Origin of the sequence: Mycolicibacterium llatzerense (genome assembly GCF_025331195.1) — a bacterium.
GTDB lineage: Bacteria > Actinomycetota > Actinomycetes > Mycobacteriales > Mycobacteriaceae > Mycobacterium > Mycobacterium llatzerense.
In genome coordinates this window covers 269260-293404 of record NZ_LXOV01000012.1, presented here as the reverse complement: position 1 = coordinate 293404, position 24145 = coordinate 269260, and the positions used below count along the sequence as shown (strand labels likewise).

Annotated in this window: 28 protein-coding genes and 1 pseudogene; 15 read left to right on the top strand and 14 right to left on the bottom strand. The window is 66.1% G+C overall.

Going from position 1 to position 24145, the window contains the following annotated elements:
* Positions 1-77 precede the first annotated feature (77 nt).
* The gene (locus A7G45_RS16330; RefSeq protein WP_260938592.1) at positions 78-683 is read right to left on the bottom strand and encodes a cadmium resistance transporter; all 606 of its coding nucleotides are present in this window, start codon (positions 681-683) and stop codon (positions 78-80) included.
* 119 nt (positions 684-802) lie between these two features.
* On the opposite strand from A7G45_RS16330, the gene A7G45_RS16325 reads away from it, so the two are divergent.
* From A7G45_RS16325 to A7G45_RS16290, 8 genes are all read left to right on the top strand, one after another.
* The gene (locus tag A7G45_RS16325) at positions 803-1276 is read left to right on the top strand and encodes a GtrA family protein (RefSeq protein ID WP_260938591.1); all 474 of its coding nucleotides are present in this window, start codon (positions 803-805) and stop codon (positions 1274-1276) included.
* A gap of 288 nt (positions 1277-1564) precedes the next feature.
* A complete protein-coding gene (locus tag A7G45_RS16320) occupies positions 1565-2707 on the top strand; it encodes a PE-PPE domain-containing protein (RefSeq protein ID WP_260938590.1) in 1143 nt (380 codons plus the stop codon).
* Between the two features lie 14 nt (positions 2708-2721).
* Positions 2722-3888 carry a hypothetical protein gene (locus A7G45_RS16315; protein ID WP_260938589.1) on the top strand — a complete coding sequence of 389 codons (1167 nt, stop codon included), beginning with the start codon at positions 2722-2724 and terminating at the stop codon, positions 3886-3888.
* 61 nt (positions 3889-3949) lie between these two features.
* Complete coding sequence (locus tag A7G45_RS16310; RefSeq protein ID WP_043397815.1) at positions 3950-4429, top strand: OsmC family protein; 480 nt, start codon at positions 3950-3952, stop codon at positions 4427-4429.
* Positions 4430-4459: 30 nt separating this feature from the next.
* A complete protein-coding gene (locus A7G45_RS16305; protein ID WP_043397814.1) occupies positions 4460-4942 on the top strand; it encodes an Lrp/AsnC family transcriptional regulator in 483 nt (160 codons plus the stop codon).
* 163 nt (positions 4943-5105) lie between these two features.
* Positions 5106-8585: an indolepyruvate ferredoxin oxidoreductase family protein gene (locus A7G45_RS16300; RefSeq protein WP_260938588.1), complete on the top strand. Its 3480-nt coding sequence runs from the start codon at positions 5106-5108 to the stop codon at positions 8583-8585.
* Positions 8586-8700: 115 nt separating this feature from the next.
* Positions 8701-9786: a Glu/Leu/Phe/Val dehydrogenase dimerization domain-containing protein gene (locus A7G45_RS16295; RefSeq protein ID WP_260938587.1), complete on the top strand. Its 1086-nt coding sequence runs from the start codon at positions 8701-8703 to the stop codon at positions 9784-9786.
* Positions 9786-11288 (top strand): amino acid permease, encoded by a 1503-nt coding sequence (locus A7G45_RS16290; RefSeq protein ID WP_043397809.1) that lies wholly within the window; start codon positions 9786-9788, stop codon positions 11286-11288. Before A7G45_RS16295 ends, A7G45_RS16290 begins: the two co-directional genes overlap by 1 nt.
* A gap of 3 nt (positions 11289-11291) precedes the next feature.
* Here the strand turns inward: A7G45_RS16290 and A7G45_RS16285 are convergent, their stop codons facing one another.
* Genes A7G45_RS16285 through A7G45_RS16270 form a run of 4 tightly spaced genes read right to left on the bottom strand, consistent with a single transcriptional unit; the run spans position 11292 to position 14250 of the window.
* Complete coding sequence (locus tag A7G45_RS16285; protein ID WP_260938586.1) at positions 11292-11867, bottom strand: lipoprotein LpqH; 576 nt, start codon at positions 11865-11867, stop codon at positions 11292-11294.
* A 44-nt stretch (positions 11868-11911) separates the two neighbouring features.
* Positions 11912-12760 (bottom strand): polysaccharide deacetylase family protein, encoded by an 849-nt coding sequence (locus A7G45_RS16280; RefSeq protein ID WP_276555321.1) that lies wholly within the window; start codon positions 12758-12760, stop codon positions 11912-11914.
* A 60-nt stretch (positions 12761-12820) separates the two neighbouring features.
* Entirely contained in the window at positions 12821-13255 is a 435-nt protein-coding gene (locus tag A7G45_RS16275) for a VOC family protein (protein ID WP_260938584.1), read from the bottom strand.
* Between the two features lie 8 nt (positions 13256-13263).
* Positions 13264-14250: an NAD-dependent epimerase/dehydratase family protein gene (locus tag A7G45_RS16270; protein WP_043397805.1), complete on the bottom strand. Its 987-nt coding sequence runs from the start codon at positions 14248-14250 to the stop codon at positions 13264-13266.
* A gap of 315 nt (positions 14251-14565) precedes the next feature.
* On the opposite strand from A7G45_RS16270, the pseudogene A7G45_RS32725 reads away from it, so the two are divergent.
* Positions 14566-14814 (top strand): annotated as a pseudogene (locus A7G45_RS32725) (HNH endonuclease); the annotation flags it as partial.
* A gap of 810 nt (positions 14815-15624) precedes the next feature.
* On the opposite strand, the gene A7G45_RS16260 reads toward A7G45_RS32725, so the two are convergent.
* The 3 genes from A7G45_RS16260 to A7G45_RS16250 all read right to left on the bottom strand — a co-directional run bounded on the left by A7G45_RS16260 (position 15625) and on the right by A7G45_RS16250 (position 16868).
* Entirely contained in the window at positions 15625-15906 is a 282-nt protein-coding gene (locus tag A7G45_RS16260; protein ID WP_260932105.1) for a hypothetical protein, read from the bottom strand.
* 73 nt (positions 15907-15979) lie between these two features.
* A complete protein-coding gene (locus A7G45_RS16255; protein WP_260938581.1) occupies positions 15980-16510 on the bottom strand; it encodes a hypothetical protein in 531 nt (176 codons plus the stop codon).
* 187 nt (positions 16511-16697) lie between these two features.
* Positions 16698-16868 carry a hypothetical protein gene (locus A7G45_RS16250; RefSeq protein ID WP_260938580.1) on the bottom strand — a complete coding sequence of 57 codons (171 nt, stop codon included), beginning with the start codon at positions 16866-16868 and terminating at the stop codon, positions 16698-16700.
* 148 nt (positions 16869-17016) lie between these two features.
* On the opposite strand from A7G45_RS16250, the gene A7G45_RS16245 reads away from it, so the two are divergent.
* Complete coding sequence (locus A7G45_RS16245) at positions 17017-18033, top strand: TIGR03617 family F420-dependent LLM class oxidoreductase (RefSeq protein WP_260938579.1); 1017 nt, start codon at positions 17017-17019, stop codon at positions 18031-18033.
* Positions 18034-18035: 2 nt separating this feature from the next.
* Here the strand turns inward: A7G45_RS16245 and A7G45_RS16240 are convergent, their stop codons facing one another.
* The 3 genes from A7G45_RS16240 to A7G45_RS16230 form a co-directional block, all read right to left on the bottom strand.
* Positions 18036-18404 carry a zinc ribbon domain-containing protein YjdM gene (locus A7G45_RS16240; RefSeq protein ID WP_043987072.1) on the bottom strand — a complete coding sequence of 123 codons (369 nt, stop codon included), beginning with the start codon at positions 18402-18404 and terminating at the stop codon, positions 18036-18038.
* A gap of 29 nt (positions 18405-18433) precedes the next feature.
* Positions 18434-19078 (bottom strand): TetR/AcrR family transcriptional regulator, encoded by a 645-nt coding sequence (locus A7G45_RS16235; RefSeq protein WP_260938578.1) that lies wholly within the window; start codon positions 19076-19078, stop codon positions 18434-18436.
* A gap of 113 nt (positions 19079-19191) precedes the next feature.
* The gene (locus tag A7G45_RS16230; protein ID WP_260938577.1) at positions 19192-19422 is read right to left on the bottom strand and encodes a hypothetical protein; all 231 of its coding nucleotides are present in this window, start codon (positions 19420-19422) and stop codon (positions 19192-19194) included.
* Here A7G45_RS16230 and A7G45_RS16225 point away from each other — a divergent pair.
* The 5 genes from A7G45_RS16225 to A7G45_RS16205 all read left to right on the top strand — a co-directional run bounded on the left by A7G45_RS16225 (position 19421) and on the right by A7G45_RS16205 (position 22641).
* Complete coding sequence (locus A7G45_RS16225) at positions 19421-19924, top strand: DUF8737 domain-containing protein (protein ID WP_260938576.1); 504 nt, start codon at positions 19421-19423, stop codon at positions 19922-19924. The genes A7G45_RS16230 and A7G45_RS16225 overlap by 2 nt on opposite strands.
* Before the next feature lies 1 nt (position 19925).
* Complete coding sequence (locus A7G45_RS16220; RefSeq protein WP_260938575.1) at positions 19926-20441, top strand: DUF302 domain-containing protein; 516 nt, start codon at positions 19926-19928, stop codon at positions 20439-20441.
* 67 nt (positions 20442-20508) lie between these two features.
* Complete coding sequence (locus tag A7G45_RS16215; protein WP_260938574.1) at positions 20509-21123, top strand: class I SAM-dependent methyltransferase; 615 nt, start codon at positions 20509-20511, stop codon at positions 21121-21123.
* Between the two features lie 10 nt (positions 21124-21133).
* Complete coding sequence (locus A7G45_RS16210; RefSeq protein ID WP_260938573.1) at positions 21134-21775, top strand: FKBP-type peptidyl-prolyl cis-trans isomerase; 642 nt, start codon at positions 21134-21136, stop codon at positions 21773-21775.
* A gap of 182 nt (positions 21776-21957) precedes the next feature.
* On the top strand, positions 21958-22641 hold the full coding sequence (locus A7G45_RS16205; protein ID WP_260938572.1) for a sensor domain-containing protein: 684 nt from the start codon (positions 21958-21960) through the stop codon (positions 22639-22641).
* Between the two features lie 9 nt (positions 22642-22650).
* Here the strand turns inward: A7G45_RS16205 and A7G45_RS16200 are convergent, their stop codons facing one another.
* From A7G45_RS16200 to A7G45_RS16190, 3 genes are all read right to left on the bottom strand, one after another.
* Entirely contained in the window at positions 22651-22926 is a 276-nt protein-coding gene (locus A7G45_RS16200) for a hypothetical protein (protein ID WP_260938571.1), read from the bottom strand.
* A 58-nt stretch (positions 22927-22984) separates the two neighbouring features.
* A complete protein-coding gene (locus A7G45_RS16195; RefSeq protein WP_308204115.1) occupies positions 22985-23569 on the bottom strand; it encodes a hypothetical protein in 585 nt (194 codons plus the stop codon).
* A gap of 64 nt (positions 23570-23633) precedes the next feature.
* The gene (locus tag A7G45_RS16190; RefSeq protein ID WP_377042004.1) at positions 23634-24134 is read right to left on the bottom strand and encodes a UCP032817 domain-containing protein; all 501 of its coding nucleotides are present in this window, start codon (positions 24132-24134) and stop codon (positions 23634-23636) included.
* Between the last annotated feature and the right edge of the window lie 11 nt (positions 24135-24145).

Genomic DNA, 24145 nt, shown 5'->3' with positions numbered 1-24145 from the left:
CTGGCAAACATCAGGGCAGTAATTCGTGAACTCCGATCCGGACGCCCGCCGATGGATTTCACCGCACCCACGGGGTCTCACCGTGCGAACACGCCGCCCTCTACGAGGATCGTCGTCCCGACGGCAATGAGCACGACGGGCAAGATGACGTGACCCCACCTGGAGAATGCGCGCGCGACGATCGGATGGGAAGCCAGATATCGGCCGGCGGCGCACCACACTCCGACCCCGATCAGGAACACCGTGACGTACAGCGCGACCGTGCCGGCAGTGGCGACCGCGAACATCGGCACGTAGACACCCACGTTGTCGCCGCCGTTGGCGAAGGTCACGCCGGCGACCTGCCAGATTCCCGGCGCTGACGACGCCGCCCCACCTTCGGTTTCCGACGGTTCGGTGCCCCGGCTCTGCCAGGCATCCCATGCAGCCTTGAACCCCAACATGATTGGTAGCAGCCCGAGGTAGGGCAGGACGGTGGTCGGCAGCAGCACGGCACCGGCAAGGGCTGCGCATATCGAGACCACCACGATGGCGGTGAAACCGAGGTACTGGCCGGCAATCACCCGCATCGCCGCGCTTCGATGACCACGCGCTTGGCCAAAGAACACCGCGAGCACCACGAGGTCATCGATGTTGGTGACGGCGAACGTGGCGACCGCCTGGGCGATCGTCGCCAGGCTCATCTCGTCGCGTTCCTCGGCCCGTCGCTCATCGTCGTGGACATTACGTGACGCTGCGAGGCGAACCGCAGAGTTCGCCTCGCGGCTACCTGGTCGATGCCGGCTCATGACACAGTGCCCGCGTGACCGTCGAGTCGACGACCGGGCTGCAACGTGCCGTCGACCGATTCCACCGAGCCTGCGAACTGGTCGTCAGTCATTTGCCCTTCGGCCTCAAATCGATTGTCGCTCCGACATTTCTGGGTTTCGCACTGATCAATGGCTGCACGTTCGCCGTTGATCTGCTGTTGCTCACCGGCCTGCGCGACGGGTTGGGCCTGCCGCTGGCGGTGGCGGTTACGGGGTCGTACGTGTGCGCGTTCGGGCTCAGCTACGTCCTGAACCGGACCTTCAACTTCAGCTCGCACAGCGCGGTCGGCCCGCAGCTCGCCGTATACGTCGTCGTGGTCGCGGTGAACTATCTGGCGTTCATCCTCGGTGTCTCGACGGGATTGTCGGCCCTGGGCGTCGAGTACCACGTCGCCCGGATCGTCGCCGGCAGCTGCGAGGCGGTCTACATGTACGCGGCGATGCGCTGGGTCGTGTTCCGGCACTGACCAGGCGCGCCACGTGGCGGTGACCTGCGTCTCATGACAAGCGCAGATGCGGCAAGGGTGTTAATTTCGCCGGGTCAATGTTGTACGGAGGCAACAAACGGGGGTAGTCGGGGACGGCAGGGCATCTCATACGCGTCGGCGAGAATCTTCCGCTCAATGCCGCCATCACCGTCGCTGACCTTCAGCGAAATTCCTGAGTACGTCACCACAGCGGCATCGTCGCTCGAGTGGTGACGCTCCGCGGATCCATCACAATCCCTCTCCTCGCGTACAGATTGGAGCTGCCCCGTGGCCGGTTTGAACCGCTGCAGCGCAATAGGTTTCGTGGTCGCGCTATGCGCGTCGGTCAGTGTGCACCCGTCCGCGGCCGCATCGAGCAAAACCACTGAGGATGTCGCCTTCTACCTGCAGGGCACCTGCCTGTGCGACGTGACGCCGACCGCGCAGGAAGCCCTCGGACTGGCCGGCGGATACCTGAAATCCACCGGTGCCATCACTGGCATCGGGTATCCCGCCGGATTGCTGTTCGGAGCGGACGCCGTCATCGGCTCCGCCAAGGTGGACGCCACCCTCTCCACGGTTCCCAAGGGCTCCGCCGTCACGCTCGCCGGAGTCAGCCAAGGCGCCATCGTGCTGAACTACGTGAAACTTGCGCGCTCACTGCTGGATTCGCTGGGACGGCGTGCTCCGGACAACCTGCAATTCGTGACCTTCGGCGACCCGCAGAACAGCACCGGCGGCATCACCACCAAGAATCCGGCACTGCAGCTGTTCGCGCCGAACGTGCCTTTGGCATCCCGCTACCCCACCACCGAAATCGTCCGCGAGTACGACGGTTTCTCGGACTGGCCCGACAAGCCAACGCGCCTGGCCGTCCTGAACGCGGTGATGGGTATCGGATACGTGCACCCCGACTACGGGTCACCCGCCAACCCGATGACACCAGGCACCCTCGCGACGGTTCGTACCAACGCCACGGGCGGCACCACGACGCATTACGTCGTGCGCACCGCCGGACTGCCACTCACTCAACCGCTGCGCGACATGGGACTGAACACGTCCCTCATCGACGCCTTGCTCCGACCACAGATCGACGGCGCCTACACGCGCCGCCCACAGATCGCGCCGCGCGATGCCACTACCCCGCCACAACGGAAGGCACCCGACCTTCGGCCGCCGGTGATCGTCGCGCTGGCGTCAAAGGCACTGGGTAAGCCAACCCAGGCGCCACGTCAGAGCACTGAAACGTCGACCGCCAAGGACGCAACTACGGTGCCGACGGCGAAACCAGTTGGCGGTGCCAAAGAGTCCGGCAGCGCCAAAGAGTCTGCCGGCGCCAAAGAATCCGGCAGCGCCAAAGAAGGCAAAGAGAAGGCACCGAAGCCTCGGCGGGGGTTCGGTTTTCAGAAATCTCGCCGCGGCGGGGAATAGAGGAGGTTATTCGTATGGGGGTCAAGTCCCAGGTAACGACGGTGTCGGTGCTGTGCTCGGCTGTCGTCGTGGTCGCCACTGTCGCTCCCGTTGTCCCGCCTGCGCACGCGACACCGGTGCGCAGCGCCGAGTACCGGTACGCACTCACGGCCGCAGCGTTCGATGCCGCTTTCAATCCGATTCAGTACCTCGGCAACGTCGGAGGTGCCGCCCAAGCCGTCGCGACCGACGTAATCTATTGGCAGACACCGGACTTCCCTTTGCTGGTGCTGAGTGCGCAAGTTGATCCCAGCACCGGCAAATACGAGGCCGTGCAGAAGGTCACGTCGACCGCGACCCACCTGCAGAATCTGGTCGGCGCGGTCACGGCATTTCCCGGCGCCTCGTCGTCGCCGCAGGTTCAGCAGTTGGTCGGTGGGATCGGGGCGGTAGGTTCGGCTGCCGCGAGTGCGACGCAGACCGTCACTGCTAGCCTCGCGCCCCACCTCGCACCACTGACCCCGGTGATTTATGTGGTCCGGGTGGCGCAGGCAGCAGTCGGCGTTTATTACGCCGTTGCCACTCTGTCGACCACAGGCCTGGGCACGGTACTCAGCGGGCAGAACCCGCTGACGGCGGTCGGAAACGTCGTGTCATCGGTCCAGACGTTGGCGAACGTCCTCGCGCACGCTCCGCGGCCGGCCTCTTCGAGCGCAACAGCGACCGCCGCCACGTCAACCTCTGCCGCGTCGCAGGCCGCCACGAAGACGATCGCTGCCGCCGTCACTCCTGCCCTGACCGGTGTGAAAACCTCCACGGCCGCGCCGCGAAAGGCTGCCGACGATGGTGATCAGCCGCAATCGGGAACGCAGGCCGACGTCTCGAGCAAGCACGCTTCGAATGGACCAAAATCCACAGAGAAGCGCGAAGATTCGCCGGTCTCGGATCGCAAATCCGCGGTCAAGCGAGGTGCCGACACCGGCACGGCACCGAAATCGACTGCCGCACCGACCAAGCCGAAGGCGTCCGCAGCGGACAAGGCGACGGATGCCACCGACGCGCAGGCCGCTCCGGCGAGCGCGGCCGCCACAAAGGCCAAGCGCACGGCGAAGAGCGATGACCACACCAGTCGCGACGGCGCGGCCGGCCATGACGGATCGACCCCCAAGGCGAAGGGTGACAGCGGAAGTCATCAGCACTGACGTACGGTCCGTGCGCTAGAACTGAGGCACGTGACCGCAGCGACGAAAGAGGTTCCCCGCCATGGCGAAGACGCACCACTACGAGCTAGACGTAACGTGGACCGGCAACACCGGTACGGGAACCTCCGGTTACCGCGAGTACGACCGCGCGCACGACGTCAGCGCCGACGGCAAGCCCACCATCACCGGTACCGCTGACCCCGCCTTCCGCGGCGATCCGCAACGCTGGAACCCCGAGGAACTTCTCGTGGCCTCCTTGTCGCAGTGTCACATGCTGTGGGTCCTGGCCCTGTGTTCGCAGGAGGGCATCGTCGTCACCGGCTACACGGACCACCCGTCAGGCACGATGGCCCAAACCCCGGACGGTGGTGGGTATTTCACCGAGGTGGTGTTGCGGCCTGTCGTCGAGATCGCTGACGGCCTGCACCGCGACGCTCTCGCTGATGTCCACGAGCGGGCCCATCACCTGTGTTTCATCGCCAATTCCGTCAACTTCGACGTCCGGTGCGAAGCGCAGGTGACCGTCGCCGAATCGGGGTAAACCGCGGAGTTCGCCGTGGGAAGATGCCGCATGGCCATCAAGATCGACGCACTCGATTCGGCGCTGCTGTCGGCGCTGGCGACCGACCCGCGCACCCCGATCCTTGAGCTGGCATCGCGGCTGAAGGTCGCCCGCAACACCGTGCAAGCGCGGATGAAGCGGCTCGAGGAGTCCGGCCTGGTCCGCGGCTACCCGCCGAACATCAATCTGTCCGAGCTCGGCTTCGCCGTGCACGCCCTGGTCTTCGTCGAGACGGACCAGACCAAGATGGACGCGATCATCGAGGCGTTGCGGGATGTGCCGCATGTGCTGGAGGTCCACGCCACGACCGGGCGGGCGGATCTGCTGGTCCGGATCGCGGCGCAGACGCAGGAAGAACTGCTCAGCGTGATCCAACGGGTGCACCGGATCGACGGGGTCAAGCACTCCGAGACGATGCTGGCGATGGCGACTCCGGTCGAATACCGATCGCTTCCCCTTGTGCAGTACGTGACGGGGCGTCGAGCAAAATGATGCGTGCGTCACAGTGCGCCACGTCACAATTGAGCAGTTTGATCAACATTTCCGCCCACTGTTGACGCAGAACGCATATCGGAGCACATTTCGCTGCACCGATTGCATTTAGTTCTCGCTTTGCAGCTCACGATCTGAGTTGTGACAAGTGTGGAGGTTGTCAGTGACCAGCGTTCTGTCCCGATCCGAATTCACCGCGGTGGAACCCGCCGCGCCCTACGACCTCGACGACCGCTACCGCTCCGGCGCCGGCCCCGTCCTGCTCACCGGAGTGCAGGCGATCGCCCGGATGATGGTCGAGCAGCACGTCCGCGACCTCCGCGCCGGCCGCCGCGTCGCGACCTTCGTTTCCGGCTACCAGGGCAGCCCCCTCGGCGGTGTCGACAAGATGCTGTTGGGCATGCCGAGTGTGCTGACCGAGCACGACGTCGTCTTCACCCCCGGCTTCAACGAGGAACTCGCCGCCACCGCGGTCTGGGGCAGCCAGACCGACCTCCCCGCCGGAAAAGCGACCCACGACGGCGTCATCGGCGTCTGGTACGGCAAGGGGCCGGGCGTCGACCGCGCCACCGACGCACTGCGTCACGCCAACATGTACGGCGTCAACCCCCGCGGCGGAGTCCTGCTGCTGGTCGGCGACGATCCGGCATCCAAGTCGTCGACCGTGCCCGCCGTCAGTGAGCGGTCCCTCGCGGCCCTCGGCATCCCGGTTCTGTTCCCGCGCAACGCCGAAGAGATCATCACCATGGGCATGCAGGGCGTCGCGTTGTCGCGGGCCTCGGGCTGCGTCGTGGCGATGAAGATCGTCGCCGACGTCGCTGACGGCGCCTGGACCGTCGACGCCGACGTGGCCGATCTCGCGATCATCACACCCGAAATCCTCTGGGACGGAAAGCCGTTCACCTATCGCCAGCGTCCGATGGCCGCACCCGCCGACAGCCTGCTCGCCGAGGCCGACCTCTACGGCCCGCGCTGGGCGACCGTCCGCGCCTTCGGTGACGTCAACGCCCTCGATGTACTCGAGGTGGACCCCGTCCGCGCGAAGGTCGGCATCGCGGCCACCGGCACCACCTTCGACGCCGTCCGTCAGGCACTGCTCGACCTCGGTGTCGACGACGCGGCACTGCACCGTGCGGGAATCCGCTTGCTGCGCATCGGAATGCCGTATCCAGTGGGCCAGCAGTCGGTCACAGAGTTCGCCCGCGGCCTCGAGCAGGTGATCGTCGTCGAGGACAAGACAGCGTTCATCGAAACCCAGGTCCGCGAAATCCTGTACGGCACCGCCGACGCCCCACAGATCATCGGCAAGCACGATGCCGCCGGGGCACCACTGTTCCCGCTCGGTGGCGAGCTGACCGCCGCCCGTGTGCTCGCCCCGCTGCGCCGGGTACTGCGTGATCACGTCGAGCTGAAGCGCACGCCGCCGCCCGCCCTGTCGCTGGAAGTGGTGTCCGCCAAGCGAACCGCGTACTTCTGCAGCGGCTGCCCGCACAACCGCTCCACCGCGATCCCCGAGGGCTCGATCGGCGGCGGCGGCATCGGTTGCCACACCCTGGTCACCATGTCGGGCCGCAGCGACAGCGCCGTGGTCGGCCTGACACAGATGGGCGGCGAGGGCAGCCAGTGGATCGGGCAGGCTCCGTTCACCGATGTGCCGCACCTGTTCCAGAACGTCGGCGACGGCACCTTCTTCCACTCCGGACAGCTCGCGGTGCAGGCCTGCATCGCCGCCGGCGTCAACATCACCTACAAGCTGCTCTACAACGAAGTCGTCGCCATGACCGGCGCCCAGGACGTCGAAGGCGGCCTCGGCGTCGCGGGGCTCACCCACAAACTGACCACCGAAGGCGTCAAGCAGATCATCATCTGCGCCGATGAACCCAAGCGGCACAACAAGAAGGCACTCGCCAAGGGCACGCTGCTGTGGCACCGCGACCGACTCGACGAAGCACAGAAGGTGCTGCGCGAGATCCCGGGCGTCACCGTACTCATCTACGACCAGCATTGCGCTGCCGACGCGCGCCGTCAGCGCAAGCGCGGCACGCTACCCACCCGCAACACGCGCGTGGTGATCAACGAGGCCGTGTGCGAAGGCTGCGGTGACTGCGGCACCAAATCGAACTGCCTGTCGGTACAGCCGGTCGACACCGAGTTCGGACGCAAGACGCGCATCGACCAGACGTCGTGCAACACCGACTACACGTGCCTCGATGGCGACTGCCCGTCGTTCGTGACGGTTGAACTGACCCTAGAGAAGAAGGGTCGCAAGGCATCCCGGCCTAAGACGGCAGAGCCGCCGCGGGTCACGGATCCGGGCCTCGGCGCCCCCACCGGCACCCAGAACGTCCTGCTGGCCGGCATCGGTGGCACCGGGATCGTCACGGTCAACCAGGTCCTCGCCACCGCCGCCCTGCGCGCGGGCTACGAGGTGGAGAGCCTCGACCAGATCGGCCTGAGCCAGAAGGCCGGACCGGTGGTGTCGCACCTGCGGTTCTCGACCACCGCGCTGGAGCCGTCCAACCGGCTCACCTCCGGCAGCGCCGATTGCATCATCGCGGTCGACCTGCTGACTGCGACCGACAACCGGAACCTGGCCTACGGCAGTGCCGAACGCACCATCGCCGTTGCCTCGACGAGCCAGACCCCGACCGGTGACATGGTGTACGACAAGTCCGTCGCGTATCCGCAGACCCGGTCACTGCTGGAGCGGCTCACGGTGACCACGCGAACGCTGACCCACTTCGACGCACTCGCCGCTGCCGAGGCCTTGTTCGGCAACACTGCCGCGGCCAACTTCCTCGTCGTCGGCGCCGCCTTCCAGAGCGGTGGCCTGCGACTGCCCGAGGCCAGCATCGAAGAGGCCATCGGCATCAATGGTGTCGCGGTCGCCGCCAATGTCGCGGCCTTCCGCTGGGGCCGTGTCGCGGTCGCCGATCCGGCAGCGTTCGCCGCCGCGGTCGACGCAGCACGGCCGAAGGCGGTGCCGGCGGTCACGAGCCCGGAACTGTTGGCCAGCACCACCTTCGACGGCGAGGTTCGCCGGCTGGTCGAGCTGCGGGCCGGCGAGCTGGTGCGCTACCAGAACGCGAAAGTTGCCCGGCGCTACGTCGACACGGTCCAGGCCGTCTGGCAGTCGGAGCGCACCATCACCGAGAACACCGCGTTCAGCGAGGCCGTCGCGCGCGGGCTGCACAAGGTCACCGCCTACAAGGACGAGTACGAGGTCGCGCGGCTGTTGGTTGACCCGGCCTTCCTCGCCGACGTGCAGGCGCAGGTGCCCGGCGGCGAGAACCTCACCTATCGGTTGCATCCGCCCGCCCTGCGGGCGATGGGCCGCGCGAAGAAGGTCGGTTTCGGGCCGAAATCGCATGTGGCACTGAAGCTGCTCGCCAAGGCCAAGGTGTTGCGCGGCACCAAGCTCGATCCGTTTGGCTACGCCCACGTCCGGAAAGTGGAGCGGCAGTTGCTGTCTCACTACACGGACATGGTGCTCCGGCTCGCCGCCGAGCTGACCACCGCCACCTACGCGACGGCCGTCGAAGCCGCCGGGTTGCCCGACATCGTGCGGGGCTACGAGGAGGTCAAGCTCGGCAACGTCGAGCTGTACTGGGCGCGCCTGCGAGACCTCGGCATCACGGCCTGAGCGCCCACCTCTCCACATCTGTCCTGCCGCCGAACATGCAGCAGTGCAATCCATGCCGCTCCGCGGCAGTGTCACCCCATGCCGCCAAACATGCGGTACCAGAAAGGAAGTAGCAGTGACTTCTGTGTCCACCTCATCGGTGTCCACCCCTGCCGGAGTCTTCGATCGCTCGCACAGGCTGAGCTCGCGTAGCCACGAGCAGGTCGTGTTCTGTGAAGACGCCGAGTCCGGCCTCAAGGCCATCATCGCCATCCACTCGACGGCACTGGGTCCGGCACTCGGTGGCTGCCGCATGTACCCGTACGCCGACGAATTCGAGGCGCTCGAGGACGTTCTGCGGCTGTCGTGGGGTATGTCGTACAAAGCCGCAGCGGCCGGGGTGAACCTGGGCGGCGGCAAGTCCGTCATCATCGGCGACCCCACCAGCGACAAGAGCGAAGCGCTCTTCGCCGCGTTCGCGCGCTACGTCAACACCCTGGGCGGACGGTACGTCACCGCCGGTGACGTCGGCACCAACACCGACGACCTGGACGTCATGGGCAAGTACACCCAGCACGTCACCGGCCGCAGCGCCGCGGCCGGCGGCTCCGGCGACAGCGCCCGCCTGACCGCGCTGGGCGTGTTCAACGCCATGCGCGCGGGCGCCGAATCAGTTTGGGGTGCACCGACGTTGGCCGGCCGGACCGTCGGCGTCGAAGGCGTGGGCAAGGTGGGCCGCGAACTCATCGCACTGCTGCTTGCCGACGGAGCCGACGTGTACGCCACCGATATGAACGACGCGGCGCTGCAGCGCGTCTCGAACGACCACCCGTCTGTGCGCGTCCTCAATTCGGTTGCCGACGCCCCGGTCGATGTCTATGCTCCCTGTGCCCTCGGGGCTACTCTGACGCCTATGAGCGCTGAAACCATCGAGGCGAAGCTGGTCTGCGGTGCCGCGAACAACCAGCTCGCGACACCGGACGTCGAGCTGCTGCTCGGCCGTCGCGGCATCACCTGGGTACCTGACTTCGTGGCCAACGCCGGCGGCCTCATCCAGGTCGCCGGTGAATTGCACAGCACGGACCGCGCGGCCGTCGAAGCCGACGTGACCCGCATCTTCGACCGGTGCCGCGACATCATCGCCACCGCGCGCGAAGCGGGCATCAGCATCGGTGCCGCCGCAAACCTGTTCGCCGAACAGCGGCTCGACGGGGCCATCTGATGGGCGCCGGCGGCGGGCTTTTCCGCACCAAGTCAGTCGAGCAGTCGATCCGGGACACCGATGAACCCGACTCGAAGCTCCGCAAAGACCTGACGGCAAGGGATCTCACTGTTTTCGGCGTTGCCGTCGTCATCGGCGCCGGCATCTTCACCCTTACCGCTCAGACCGCGGGCAACATGGCAGGGCCGGCCGTTTCGGTCGCCTTCGTCATCGCGGCGATCACGTGCGGGCTCACCGCACTGTGCTACGCCGAGTTCGCCTCGACTGTGCCCGTCGCCGGCAGCGCCTACACCTACGCCTACGCCACCTTCGGTGAGCTCGTCGCATGGATCATCGGCTGGGACCTGATTCTCGAATTCGCGCTCGCGGTAGCCGTTGTCGCCAAAGGCTGGTCGCAGTATCTCGGTGAGGTACTCGGCGGCGCGGTGTCGCCCGTCGTGCATCTCGGGTCCATCAAGTTCGACTGGGGTGCACTGGTGATCATCGCGATCGTCGGCGTCCTGCTGGCCACCGGAACCAAACTGTCGTCTCGGGTGTCTGCCGTCGCCGTGGCGATCAAGCTCGCGGTGATCGTGCTGATCCTCGTCGTCGGTGCCACCTACTTCAAGGCGTCGAACCTCACCCCCTTCATCCCGGCGGCAGAGCCGTCGGCGAAGGCCGACGGTGTGCACCAGTCGATGTTGGCCTGGCTCACCGGAACTGGCGGCACCAGCTTCGGCTGGCTGGGCCTGCTGACAGCGGCCAGCATCGCGTTCTTCGCCTTCATCGGCTTCGACGTGGTCGCCACCGCCGCGGAAGAAACCCGCAACCCGCAGCGCGACGTACCCCGCGGCATCTTCGGCGCGCTGGCCATCGTCACCGTCTGCTACGTCGCAGTGTCGTTCGTCCTCACCGGCATGGTGTCGTACAAGCAACTGCAGGGCGAAAATGCCACCCTGGCAACCGCGTTCGCCATCCACGGCGCGACGTGGACCAAGAACATCATCTCCATCGGCGCGCTGGCCGGCCTGTCGACCGTCGTCATGGTGATGTTCCTCGGCCAGACCCGCGTCCTGTTCGCGATGTCCCGCGACGGTCTGCTCCCCCGCCGCCTCGCACACACCGGCAAGCACGGCACCCCCGTGCGGCTGACGGTCATCGTGGGCGTCGTCTGCGCGGTGCTCGCGGCGTTCGTCGACTTCGGCACTCTCGCCGGCATGGTCAACATCGGCACGCTCGTCGCATTCATCCTCGTTGCGATCGGCATTCCTGTCCTGCGCCGGACCCGCCCCGATCTCAAGCGCGGCTTCCGCGTGCCCCTCGTGCCGGTGGTCCCGATCCTGGCTGCGCTGTCATGCCTGTGGCTGATGCTCAACCTCGAGGTCGAGACCTGGTTGCGATTCCTGATCTGGATGGCGATCGGCGTGGTCCTCTACTTCGCCTACGGCAGGTCCCACTCGATGATGGCGCGACCGCGCCCCGAGCCGCACAAGCACCTCAACGTCACCCAGATAGCGGCCTGACTCTCATTTGCAGGTGACCCGGACCTCGAAGGGCTTGGTCACCATCACGGGCGGTAGCGCTGCCGTCACCCCGGTGGCGCTACCGCTGATGATGTACGTATCTCCGTTTTTGGACGCCGTGGCCTCGCCACCGGACATGCCCTGCTGATAGCCGAGGATGACGCCATTGACGTTGCCGAGGATCACCGAATGCACGGTCTTGGCGTCCGGCGTCAATACCACCGCCACCCCCGAAACCTTTTGGCCGATCGCGATATTGAAGTTGCCGACCGCGTTGGTACAGACCACGTTGCCGGTGATGTTCTGTCGTACACCGTCAACGGTCACCTCGGCCTGACCTGGCGGCGGATTGCCGGTGGCGGATTCGCCGGGTGAAGCCGCCGCGCTGGACGTCGACGACGACGTGGTCTTGGCGGTGCTGCTGGTCGAGCTACTCACCGAACTGTCGCCCGGGCTCGTCGTCCCGGTGAACGGTTTCTCACCGGTGCAGCCGACACCGACGAACCCGATGACCACCGCTGTGCCCGCCGCACCGATCGCTAACCGTTGCCTCACCTTGGCACCCTTCTTCGTCGTCACATTCCGGTCCCACAACATGTACGCCCTTGAACCGGCCGGCGCAGCTAATGCGTCGAGTGGCTGGGGAGAAAGACGTCGTCGAACGTGACCGTACGGAGGTTGCGGCTACGGACGACGTCGGCCAGGCGATCGAAGACGTGCGTCACCGGAGCATGGTTGAGATGGCCGAGGACGATGTTCTGCGGCCGGAAATGTGTGTCGGCCATCTTCACGATGTAGTCCTCGGTGATGACCGTCGAGTCGGCCAAGGAACCCGTCCACATGGTGGTGAGGGTGTAGCCGAGGTCGGCAGCCACCGCCCGCACGGCGGCGTTGTGCCGGCCGTAGGGCGGCCGCAGATACGGCCGCGCGTCGACCCCGAACGTGTTGGACAGGAACGCATGGTTGCGCTGGATCTGGTCGACGATCTGTGCCGGCGACTGCGTGGTGAGGTCTGGATGCGACCAGGTGTGGTTGCCCAGCTGGATCTGGCCTGATTCGACGAGCGGCCGCAACAAGGGTGCGTTGTCGGTCCAGGACCGATAGGTGCCGTTGACGAAGAACGTCAGCCTGATGCCGGTGTCCTTCGCGAACTGCGTGTACAGCCGCACGACGTTGCTGTCGACACCGTCGTCGACGGTGAGGGCGAGCAGATCTCCTTGGCCGGGAAGAACGCTCAGGACGCCGTTGCCGGGCAACGCGACGCGGGCGGCGGCCGGTGGCGGAGGCAGCAGCGGTGGTTGGGCCGCGCCGGGTGCACCCAGCAACTCCGGCGCGTGCGGCGCCGAGGCAGCGGCAGTGTGGGGCGCAGTCAATGCGGTGGCCAGCGCCGTACGCGCCACCTCGATGGTCGCCACGACAGGCGGAATGGTGATGGCTGCCCCGAGGCCGGCCAAGAAGGCTCTTCGGTTCAGCACGGACACGGCCCGCAAGCTATCAGCAGTTCCTGGCAATCGCTGAATGAGCGACCGCGGTCAGTCGAGGCAGAACTCGTTGCCCTCCACGTCCTGCATGACGATGCACGACTCGTTGATGTCGTCAGCGGGAAGCAACCGCACCCGGACCGCACCGAGCGCGACCAGCCGCTCGCACTCAGCCTCGAGCGCCGCGAGACGCTCTGCCCCGATCGATCCGGGGCACACACGTACGTCCAGGTGAACCCGGTTCTTCACTACCTTGCCTTCGGGCACCCGCTGGAAGAACAGGCGCGGACCGACACCTGTGGGATCGACGCAGGCGAACTTCGAGCCCTGGTGTTCGGGTGGCAGTGACCGGTCGAAATCGGCCCACGACGCGAACCCCGGGGGTGGCGGCGGCACGACGTAGCCGAGCACATCGCACCAGAACCGCGCGACGCGCTCGGGTACCGCGCAGTCGAACGTGACTTGAAATTGCTTGACCGCAGACATCTTTCGCCTCAGCGGTCGAGGTTGCGAAGGCCGGCGACGGTATCGGCCAAGGTGATTCGCGGATCACGGTAGGTGACACCGAGATCGCGTTCGCTCGGTGTGTCGTCCGATGCCGGCATCTGCGTGTAGTACTGCATGCCGGCTTCGGTGAACGGTGTCTGGAACGGCAGGAACGGCCCCAGCCGGTCGAGCACCTGGCCGGCCATCCGCAGGACGGTGTCGGGGACCGGCACGGACAGCATGGTCTTGTCGCCGACCTCGGTCAACAGCCGCGCCAGCTCATCCACCGGGATGCGGTGGCCGCCGGCCATGTAGCGGCGGGGACCCTTGCCCGGCTCCAACAAGGCAGCGTGCAGGTCGGCCAGGTCGCGACCGTCGACCACCGTCCACGCCGCGCTCCGACCGGGAATCGCCCCGAGTTGAAGTGCTTGGGCCACGCCCTCGCCGGCCTCACCGAACTGGTTGCCGACCGGCGGGCCCATGACCATGCCGGGGTAGGTGATGTTCACGGGTGCGCCGGCGTCCTGCATCCCGCGGGCATAGATCTCGACCTGCGCCTTCGACCGTCCATAGCCGTCGGTGCCGCCGAACACCGGCAGGTCGGCCTCCAGCTTGTCGACGTCGGGGTTGAACAACGCGGTAATGCTCGACACGTGGATGATCGGGTCCAGGCCCAGTTCGACGGCGCCGCCCAGCACGTTGCGCGCACCGTCCATGTTGGTACTCAGCATCTGCGCCGTCTGGTTCGGGTCGGTGGCGACCAGCGCCGCCGCGTGCAGGACGGCGTCGCAGCCGTCCAGCGCACGCAGCACCGAGTCACGGTCGGTGATGTCACCGACCACGTGATCAGAGACATCGACACCCAGCTTGGCCACGCTCGTCTGCAGCCGGGCCGCGTTGCGCACCAGAAAACGGACCGAATGTCCCTTGTCTGCAATGGCTTTCGCGCTCCAACCGCCGACAAATCCGGTACCTCCGGTAACCAGGACCCGCATTACGCTTACCCCCTCAGATGTGAACCGCCGGTCCCTGACGCTAGTACGGCAGCGCGAGCGGCGGTCACGAACGTGTCATTAGGCCGCGGGGTTGATCCGCGCGATGTACACATCGCGCGTGAAGATGCGTAGCCCTTCGGGCCCGGGTGGTGCGGTCGAGGTATAGACGGCGCCGGTCGGAGTCGTCAGCTTTACGGTGTGGCGACCGTGTCTGTCATAGGTGGTAGCCGCGTGCCAGCCGGGTTCTTCTTTGACGTAATTGCAGTGCTCGCACAGGCCTTGACCGTTGTGCACGCTGGTGGGCCCATCGTGGTGGTGCGGCGGCTGTATGCCCAGCCGGGTACCAACAAGTTGGTCGCGATGGAATCGAAGGCGCGGACCTTCCCGAAGGGACTGGCGCGGTTCATCGCGCTGCGGGATCAGATCTGCCGGACCCCGTACTGCAACGCCCGCATCCGGCACACCGATCACGTCACGCCGCACCACCACGATGGGCCCACCAGCGTGCACAACGGTCAAGGCCTGTGCGAGCACTGCAATTACGTCAAAGAAGAACCCGGCTGGCATCGCGGCTGTTGGCGCGGCGATTGTTGGTGCGGCGACCGTGGGAACGGTGGCTATCGGCGCCCTCGGTGGTGCTATCGCTGAACTGTCTGGCGTGCTGGGTACGTTGCCCGGTTTGGGTGTTGCGAGAGTGAGCGTCCCGACTGCCGCCGCACCCGCAACACCCAAACCGGGCAACGTACCCAGCACGCCAGACAGTTCAGCGATAGCACCACCGAGGGCGCCGATAGCCACCGTTCCCACGGTCGCCGCACCAACAATCGCCGCGCCAACAGCCGCGATGCCTGCCGGGTTGAACGACGACGCAATCGACGACCCCGCACCGGTCGCCGCCGTGGATAGGTTCGCCATGTTCCGTTCAGCGGCCGAGGTGGCGGTAGACAGAGAGTCGAGACTGAACGCTGCTGCGCGACTTTCATTCTCATGTTCACGCAGTGCGTTCACCGCTTCGCGGGTCGCCCGCGCCTCAGCACGCCTAGCCTTCTCGAATCGTTCGGCGGCGGCGATCTTCTGCGCATTGGTGGCATTAGCCTTGGCGTTGACCTCTTCTAGCCGCGCCTCTTCCCTACGAAGGTTTCCTGCGGCATCGGCCGCTTTGTCGTACGCCCGCTCGAGCAGGGCAGCCTGAGCGCGCGACTTATCGGTATCAACCTTGCCGAGGCCCTGGTTCACCTGGCGCGAGAACTCGTCCCCCGCCCGCCGACCAGCAGTTGAGAAGTAGTCCTCAGCCTGACGAGTGGTACGGCGCGCCTGCGTATCATCGAGATGGGATCCAATCGGAAGGCTGATACCCAACGCTCACACCACCTTTCACCACTCGTCTTCGTCGGCCAGGCTCAGCGCGTACTCCAGCGCATCGTCTTTTTCCGCCTGCTCTTGGAACGCTTCCCACCGCTGCTTCGGCGACAGGAACGTCTGAGCCGTGTCCTTGCCGTACTTCCACGCGTGATACAGCGCTTGGTCCTCTTGAATCTTCGCGAGGACTTGCATCAACTCCGACCAGTCACCCTCGCGACCCTGCAATGCCATCTTGAAAGCGCCGTCATCGGGCAAATACTCCAGCCGCACCAACAGTTCTCGGCTGGTGACCATCAGCCGCCCATGCTCGTCCCTCGTCCCTCTGTGCCAGTCCCGCAGAATCGTGCGGTCAGCCCAGAGGTCGGACTCAATCTGTTTCGGCCACCGCTTTAGAAACCACAGGGCCGCCAGCACTTTTCGAGTCGTCGCGGGTACGCTTCCGCATCTCCTCGGCCCGCATATCCAGCGCCATCGCCAGCGCGTTCGACGTGCAGCCGGCTTTCTTGAACTCCTCATACCGCTCGGGAGTGCCCAGCAGAATCTTGGCCATCTGAATGTTGAACGACGGCGTCATCCGCACGCCGTTCTCCTGATACGTATCTACGAATCGCCCAGTCACAGTGTGCGCCTGCATGGTTGTGGTCGTGCCGTCCTTCAGCGTGACGGTCGTCTCCGGTACGTCCTGGGTGACTCGGTCGCACTGGTTGAAGGTGTGGCGCAGCTCCTGGTAAGCCTCAGACGCATCGTCATCGAGCATGCCCGGATGGTCGACCTCGAAGAAGCCGCCGTCTTTGGTTGGCACCAGGACCGGCCGCAGGAACGAATCGAAATCCTTCGCCTGCTCACGTGCGGCATCGAGGCATGCGGGGTCGATCGGCGTGGCCTCGTTTTCGGGCATGCTGGATGAACCTCTCGTTGCTTGAGTTGCTGGAATTGGTTGCGCTGGAGATGAATCGGTGAGCCCGCTGGGTACGTGTCCAGCACACGCACCCAGCGGGAGCTTGGTTAGACCGGGGTGACAGTCAGATCGCCACCAGTCAGGCCAGTGCCGTCGCCCGTCAGCGCCTTCCCGGACGACGGAACCGTCACGGTCCACGTCGGAGCCGAACCAGTGACCGAGAAGTCGCTCGCCGTGTAGCCGTCATCAATGCCTTCCCCGCGACCAGAGCCGCCTTCACCCGCTCGAACTCAGCGATACGACCCAGCAGCGCCGCCTCATCGACGTCCGGGTCACTCATCACCAAGCGTTCGCTCATACGTTCGATAATACCCGGCGCCCCCGACAAATGCCACAGCTTGTTCAACGCCCCGTTGCACCGCCATTCGGGTGGCGCAGTGGGGCGACTTTGCCTGCGATGCTGGGTATCTCACCGTTGTCAAGCGCCACAGCCGTAGGCTGCCAGCGTGCACGTCGACGTGATGACCGTTCCGCAGCCATTGGCTCAGATGGGCGCGCTTGCCCGTCGCGCACAGGCCGCCGGATTCTCCGGCCTCCTGCTGACCGAGACCGGACGGACCGCATATCTCAGCGCCGCGGTCGCCTCCCAGACCGCTCCGGGACTCGAGCTGTCCACCGGTGTCGCGGTGGCTTTTCCACGAAGTCCGTTCGTCACCGCGGCGTCGGCGTGGGAACTGCAGGAAGCGACGGGCGGCAAGTTCCGGCTGGGCATCGGCACCCAGGTCCGCACCCACGTGGTGCGGCGCTACGGGATGCCCTTCGAGCAGCCCGGCCCGCGGTTGCGGGACTACGTCCGCGCGGTGAAAGCCTGTTTCACGGCGTTCCGGACGGGCAAGCTCGATCATCACGGCGATTTCTACGACCTCGACTTCATCACGCCGCAATGGAGCCCGGGGCCCATCGACGCACCCGATCCCAAGGTCGACATCGCCGCGGTGAATCCGTGGATGTTGCGCATGGCCGGCGAGGTCGCGGACGGTGTGCACATTCACCCACTCGGCGAGCCGGGCTACATCGCGCGCCACGTGCTGCCCAATGTGGCTGCGGGAGCGGAGAAAGCGGGCCGCTCCCCCGCCGACATCGACACGATCATCCCGGCCATGACGATCGTCGGCGACACCGACGAGGAGCGGCACAACGAACGCGAGTTCGTCCGCGCCAGCATGAGCTTCTACGGCAGCACCCCGAACTATGCGTTCATCTGGGACGAGGCCGGTTTCGAGGGCACCACCGCGCGCCTGCGCGAGAAGCAGAAGGCCGGCGACATGGCCGGCATGATGGCGCGGATCACCGACGACCACATCGCGGCCTTCGCCACCGAATCCACCTGGGATGAGCTGGCGGACAAGCTCATTGCCAAATATGCGGGCGTCGCGACGCGCGTGGTGCTGTACAACGCCCTCGGCGGATCCGACCGGTTCGAGCGGTACGGCGAGATCGCGCGGAGACTGTCAGCGCAATAGCGTCAGGAGGACTTCTTGACGACGCTCGACTTGAGCTGAAGGCGACCGAAACCCGGCACGTTGGCGTCGATGTCGTGGTCACCGACGCCGTCCGTGATGAGCGTGATGCCGCGGACCTTGGTCCCGACCTTGATGGCGCCGCCCCCGCCGCCCGAGACCTTGACGCTCTTCACCAGCGTGACGCTGTCGCCGTCGGCGAGCACATTGCCCACCGCGTCCTTCACCACTCGCCCACTGTCGGCATCGGAGTCCCCGCTATCGCCGGCAGCCCACTCGTGGGCACACATCGGGCACGCGTAGAGCGCGCCGGACTCGTAGGTGTACTCGCTGGCACACGCAGGGCAGGGTGGCATCGGGGCAGTGTCCGTCATCCCACCATTCTCGCCCGTGCCATCGCCGCTCATCTCACGGGATATCCGCCGTTCGGTTGGTGACACTGCGAAGGCAGGGCCAACGTGCGGTACGTCGCCGTCAGCCACTGCGGGCCGTTGCAGAAATCATGGTCGATCCACCACGCCAGCAGACCCAACGTGGCTGAGGTGTAGAACTCCGCCGACACCTCAGCGGGCACAGCGGGCTCCGCAGAGGTGAGCTGGGGTCGCAGATGCTTACGAAGGACGTCGCCGATCAAGTGGCGCAGATGGCGCTGAACCACGTCGCCGCCATGTCGGCCGCACAGCGCGCGGTAGATCTGCTGATGCCGGTACGCGTGGTCGAAAAGCATTGCCGCGGGCAAGGTTACGTCGACGGCATCGGACGCCGGAATGGCGGCGAGCGCGTCGCCGAGTTGTTCGCGCATGTCGTCGAAACTCGCGGTCAGTAGTGCTTCTTTGTCACGGAAATGCACATAGAAGGTCGATCGGCCGACGTCGGCGCGGTCGAGGATGTCCTGGATGGTGGTCTTGTCGTAGCCCTGCTCAACGACCAGTTCCAGGAAGGCGGAGTGGAGCAGTTTCCGGGTACGCCGCACCCGGCGATCGGTGACCGACGCGCCACGATTCCCCGAATTCCGAACAGATTTCGGCTCTTGTTCGGTTCTGGACATCTCGCCCCCATTGGTTGTTGACGGAATTTCGGCCCTCTCCCTTCAATTGAACATGCTGTACGGAAACTAACCAAGTGTTCGACAAAATCAGTGAATCGGGAGAATGCCATGAGCTATGCATGGGCGATTGTGTCGGCCGGGTTGGTCGGCACGATCGCGACAATCAGCGCAATGTTGTTCCGCGGCGCCATCGCCGCGAATCTAGGGAGGCGGCGGGCCACCCGAATCGCCGCCATATTCGGAACCCTATGGACCACTTGGATTTTGGTGAGCTCGATGCTTGCCCACGCCGACGTATATCGGTTCGCCCCGGCGAAGATCGAACCGTGGTTGGCCTTGGCCATGGTCGTACCCCTCGTGGCGGTCCTGCTCGCGACCAGGACCCCGGTCGCGTCCCGAATCCTGGATCAGCCGGACACCCAGTGGTGGCTGACCGTCGCGCAGATCTTCCGGATCGAAGGGGCCGCTTTCCTGATCGTGATGGCGCTGGGCGAACTACCTGCCGGATTCGCGCTGCCCGCCGGATTGGGTGATATCGCAGTCGGTTTCGGTGCGATCTACCTGGCCCGCCATCTTCGGCACGGGAACGCCGGCCGACGACTGATGTGGTTCAACATCCTGGGGCTGCTCGACCTCGTGGTCGCGACCGCGCTCGGCGTCACTGCGGCGCCAGGCCTTGCGCACGTTCTCCAGTTGACGCCGTCGACCGAGCAGATCGCCCTGCTGCCGCTCGTGCTGATTCCGACCACTCTGGTGCCACTCGCCGCGGCGCTGCACATCGTGTCGTTGCGCAAGCTCTCGACGGCCGCACCTACGGCGTCCAAGTCGATCCTGGTCGGAGCCTGACATGGCCACGACCATCCCGCATCAGGTCAACCGCTTCGTTGTCGACACCGATGACACCTTCGACGGACTGCGCCGGCGTTTCGAAACCCTGGTACCCACAATCGATTTCGCCGAACTCACCGAAATGATCGAATCAGGTGACCTGGCTGCAGTACAGCGCTACACCGCAGCGCGCGCTCCGCATTCGTTCGTCAACTTCTGGGTGTTCGACCCGACGCCGATGATGGCACTGGCGGGCAACCCGACCCGCGCGGTCACCTACATGGTGGGCAACAACGTGATCGCCGAAACCATGTTCCGCCGCGATCCCGGCATCATGCTCTACGCACCGATGCGCGCGGCCATCTACGAGGATGTCGACGGCGCAGTGCATTTCAGCATCGATCAACCATCGAGCAGGTTCGGCAGCTTCGGCGACCCGCAGATCGCGGCGGTGGGCAGGCAACTGGACGGGAAGGTCGCCGACCTGCTGCGGCTGCTGGGCCTGACCGTGCCGGCCGAGCTGGACGCCGCGTGACTGTGAGCCCTATGCGGCCAAATGTCCCTGCATAGGGCTCACAGTCGACGAGTGGAAGAATCGAGGCATGATCGAACAGAGCCTCTGGATGCAAAAGGTCGAGGCGAATCCCGCGCACTCGCAGTGGTACATCGATCGCTTCCGGACATTGGCCCGCGCCGGTGAAGACCTGGTCGGCGAAGCCCGCCTGATCGACGCGATGGCCTCTCGCGGCGCCCGCATTCTCGACGCCGGTTGTGGACCCGGCCGGATCGGCGGCTACCTCGCCGCGGCTGGGCACGATGTGGTCGGAGTGGACGTCGACCCCGCATTGATCGCGGCCGCCGAGGAGGACCACCCCGGGCCGCGCTGGCTGGTGGGAGACCTCGCCGAGCTCGACCTGCCGGCCCGCGGCATCCCTGAGCCGTTCGATCTCATCGTGTCGGCCGGCAACGTGATGACGTTCGTCGCCCCGAGCACCCGCGTGCAGGTGCTCTCCCGGCTTGGCGCCCACCTGGCCGACGACGGCCGCGCGGTGATCGGTTTCGGTGCCGGACGCGACTACCCGTTCAGCGAGTTCTTCGCCGACCTGACCGAAGCCGGGCTCACCCCCGACCTGCTGCTGTCCACGTGGGATGTGCGGCCGTTCACCGACGATTCCGACTTCCTGGTCGCAGTTCTGAGACCGAACAGGCCCCGGTAGCGTGGCAACGATGAACTTCTCCCGCGTGTCCTCCTCTGTTGCACTGACCGCCTGCGCCGCATCACTGGCCGTCGCCCTGACCGCCTGTGGCTCCGACGAAAAGCCGGCAGCGGCGACCACGACCCAGGCACCGCTGGTGACGACGACCCCGAGCCCGGTCACAGCCCTGGACAACTCCACGACAGCGGCCGCCCGCAGCTGCCCGATGGCCGAGGGACAGGGCGGCGCGCCCGAGTGGACGCTCAACGGCGCCACCGGCAGCGTCGCGGTCACCGGCTCCACCGACAGCGCCGCCCCGGTCGTCACGGTCAAGGGCCCGTTCAGCGTGAATCAGACCCAGGTGCAGACGCTGAAGGCCGGCACCGGGCCCGTCGTCCCCGAAACCGCGACGGTCTCCGTCTGCTACGCGGGCTTCAACGGCCGGGACGGATCGAAGTTCGACAGCGCGTACGACCGCGGCGCCCCGGCCACCTTCTCGCTCATGCGCGTCGTGCCCGGTTTCCAGAAGGCCATCGCCGGCCAGAAGGTCGGCTCCACGGTCGCGGTCGCGATGACCTCAGCCGACGGCTACCCCGACGGCCAGCCGAGCGCAGGCATCGAAAAGGGCGACTCGCTGGTCTTCGCGATCAAGATCCTCGACGTGTCGAACTGACCTTTGCCCTGCAGCGTCGCGGCGAACCTGTTATCAAGAACATCGTTCATCGTTACCGCGAAACACCGTCGAGCAGGGGCGGCCCGGCCCCAATTGACGCCACAATAGAAATGTTGGAGTGCCGCGCTGTGGAGGACAGCGTGGTGCGTCAGTAAGTCGCCGCTGCCGCGACGGGAGGGTGTATGCGCAGCTCAGTAGGCATAGTCACTGTTGTCGTGGTTGGTGTTCTGACCGCGGGCTGTGGCAGTACGCAGGGCAAGGCCGTGCCGGTGACCACGCCGCCGATGGTGCCCCGGCCACTGGTCGAACGGGAACTCGACGGGCTGCTGCTGAACCCCGAGCAAGTGAACGCGACGATGGGTTCGACGGCCATGGCCGTGCTCGGCGCCCAGGCGACCATGTCGGACAACAGCAGCACGATGGCACCACCGGAGTGCCTCGCCATCGACGGTGCGGCCGAAGCCGCCGTGTACGCGAGCAGCGGGTTCTGGGCCGAGCGCGAGCAGAGCATGAACGACGGGGACAAGTTCACCCACTACCTGAAACAGGCCGTGGTCCTGTTTCCGACACAGGACAAAGCGCAGGAGTTCTTCAACGCGTCAGCGCAGCTGTGGCCGGCGTGCAAGCAGTACACCCACACGCAGAGTCAGTCGCAGTGGACCGTCGGGCCGATCACCAACGCCCACGACATTCTCAGCGTGGTCTCGACCGAACAAGACGCGGCCGCACCCGGCTGGGCGTGCGGCCGCGCCTTGGCGCACAAGAACAACGTCGTCATCGACATCAACACGTGCAGTCCCGACCCGGCGGACACGGCGGTCCAAGTCGCCAATCAGATCGGCACCAACGTCGCGGCGCGATGGTGACGGCAGCGGTTATCCGCCGTTGGTGACCGGGTTCGACGTCAGCGTGATGAAGCCGTCGTTGATCCACACACCCCAGCGACCACCCCAGGCCGAGGTCCACACGACTGGCTGCCCATTCCAGACCTCAGCCGGCTTCTTCGGCGCCCACGGCGGGACCTCCTCGCCCTGCCCGGGCGCAGGTGGCGGCGGCTGAGCCGCGGCCAGCGGCATCCCGAAGCCCAGCGCGGCTGCGGCGAGCGATCCCGCGATGGCTGCGGCAGACAAGGTCTTCTTGATCGAGGTCATGTGCTCCCCTGCGTCGACTGCGATTACTTAGCGTATGTAATCACATTACGCCGAACCCTCACTGCGATGGGGTGGCCACAAATCCGGACTGCGGCGGCGCCGCGTCAGGGCCACCGGGCGCCGGCGCCGAACCGGGCTTCGGGTCGTAGTACCCGGGCGGTGGCGGGCCGTTCAACGGGTAGTAGCCGGGAGGCAGCGCGGGTCCGCCGGTCTTGGGTCCGGTGTCGACGATCGGGTTCGATGACGCCGGATCGGTCAGCGAGATGAAGCCGGGCGGCAGTTTGGGCGCCGGCCCCGCATTGGGTGGTGCTCCGGGCGCTTCCTCGGGCGGCATGGTGAGCGCCTCGATCGGGTTACCGCTGTGGAAGGTGTGCCAGATGTCCCGCAGGTACCCCAACTGGCCCGGGGTACTTCCGGCGCCGTAGGTCGGGTTCTCGATCTCGGGGACTGTCGGAGCTCCGATCGGCGGCGCGGCCACCGGGCCGCTGGGGCCGCCTGCGGGCTCCACGACGGGCTGGCCCGGTGCAGGTGTCGTCGGCGTGGCAGGGTCCGCCGCAGCCGGACCGGCCGCGGCGAACGCGCCGGCAAGCAGAATGCCGCCGACGATCATCGGCGGTCGGAAACGCTGTCGTTCGGTCTTCAAATGCTCGTCCGTTCTGTCAACCGGCTTCCGTAACGGGTCAGGCTATCGCGTGAGCGGGCCTCCGTCACCTTGTTCGGACCTGCATGGCCCGGTATGCCGACCGAATTTCGTCGACCCGAGTCGCCCCGATCCCCCACGGCTCGTCGACTCCGACCTGCTCGTCGAGATCCCACAGCACGCAGACCTCGTCGGGTCCGGCGACCTTTTCCCAGGCGATGACCGTGCGCCGGAGCTGCTCGTGCATCGGCTCGGCCACCGCATCTGCGGGTGCGCCGCCCTCGGGGTGATGATGAAGGAACTGGCCGTAGGCACTATCGCAGAACGCCGAATACCTTGCCGTACAAAGGATCAGGCCATGCCAAGCCTCATCGACGGCGTGCGACGGCATGCCGATCACCTGACCGTCCCGCATGGCAGCCCCGCAACATCGCAGCCACTGTCGCAGGCCCTCCGCCACGAGATCCCGTGGCTGCCAAGGGCAGGTCTTGAACACTGCGGGCGGCAATTCGAGATCCGCCACCGCGGCGTTCATCTGGCCCAGCGGCCCCTGGCGCTTGAATCGCACTCTGCCACTGT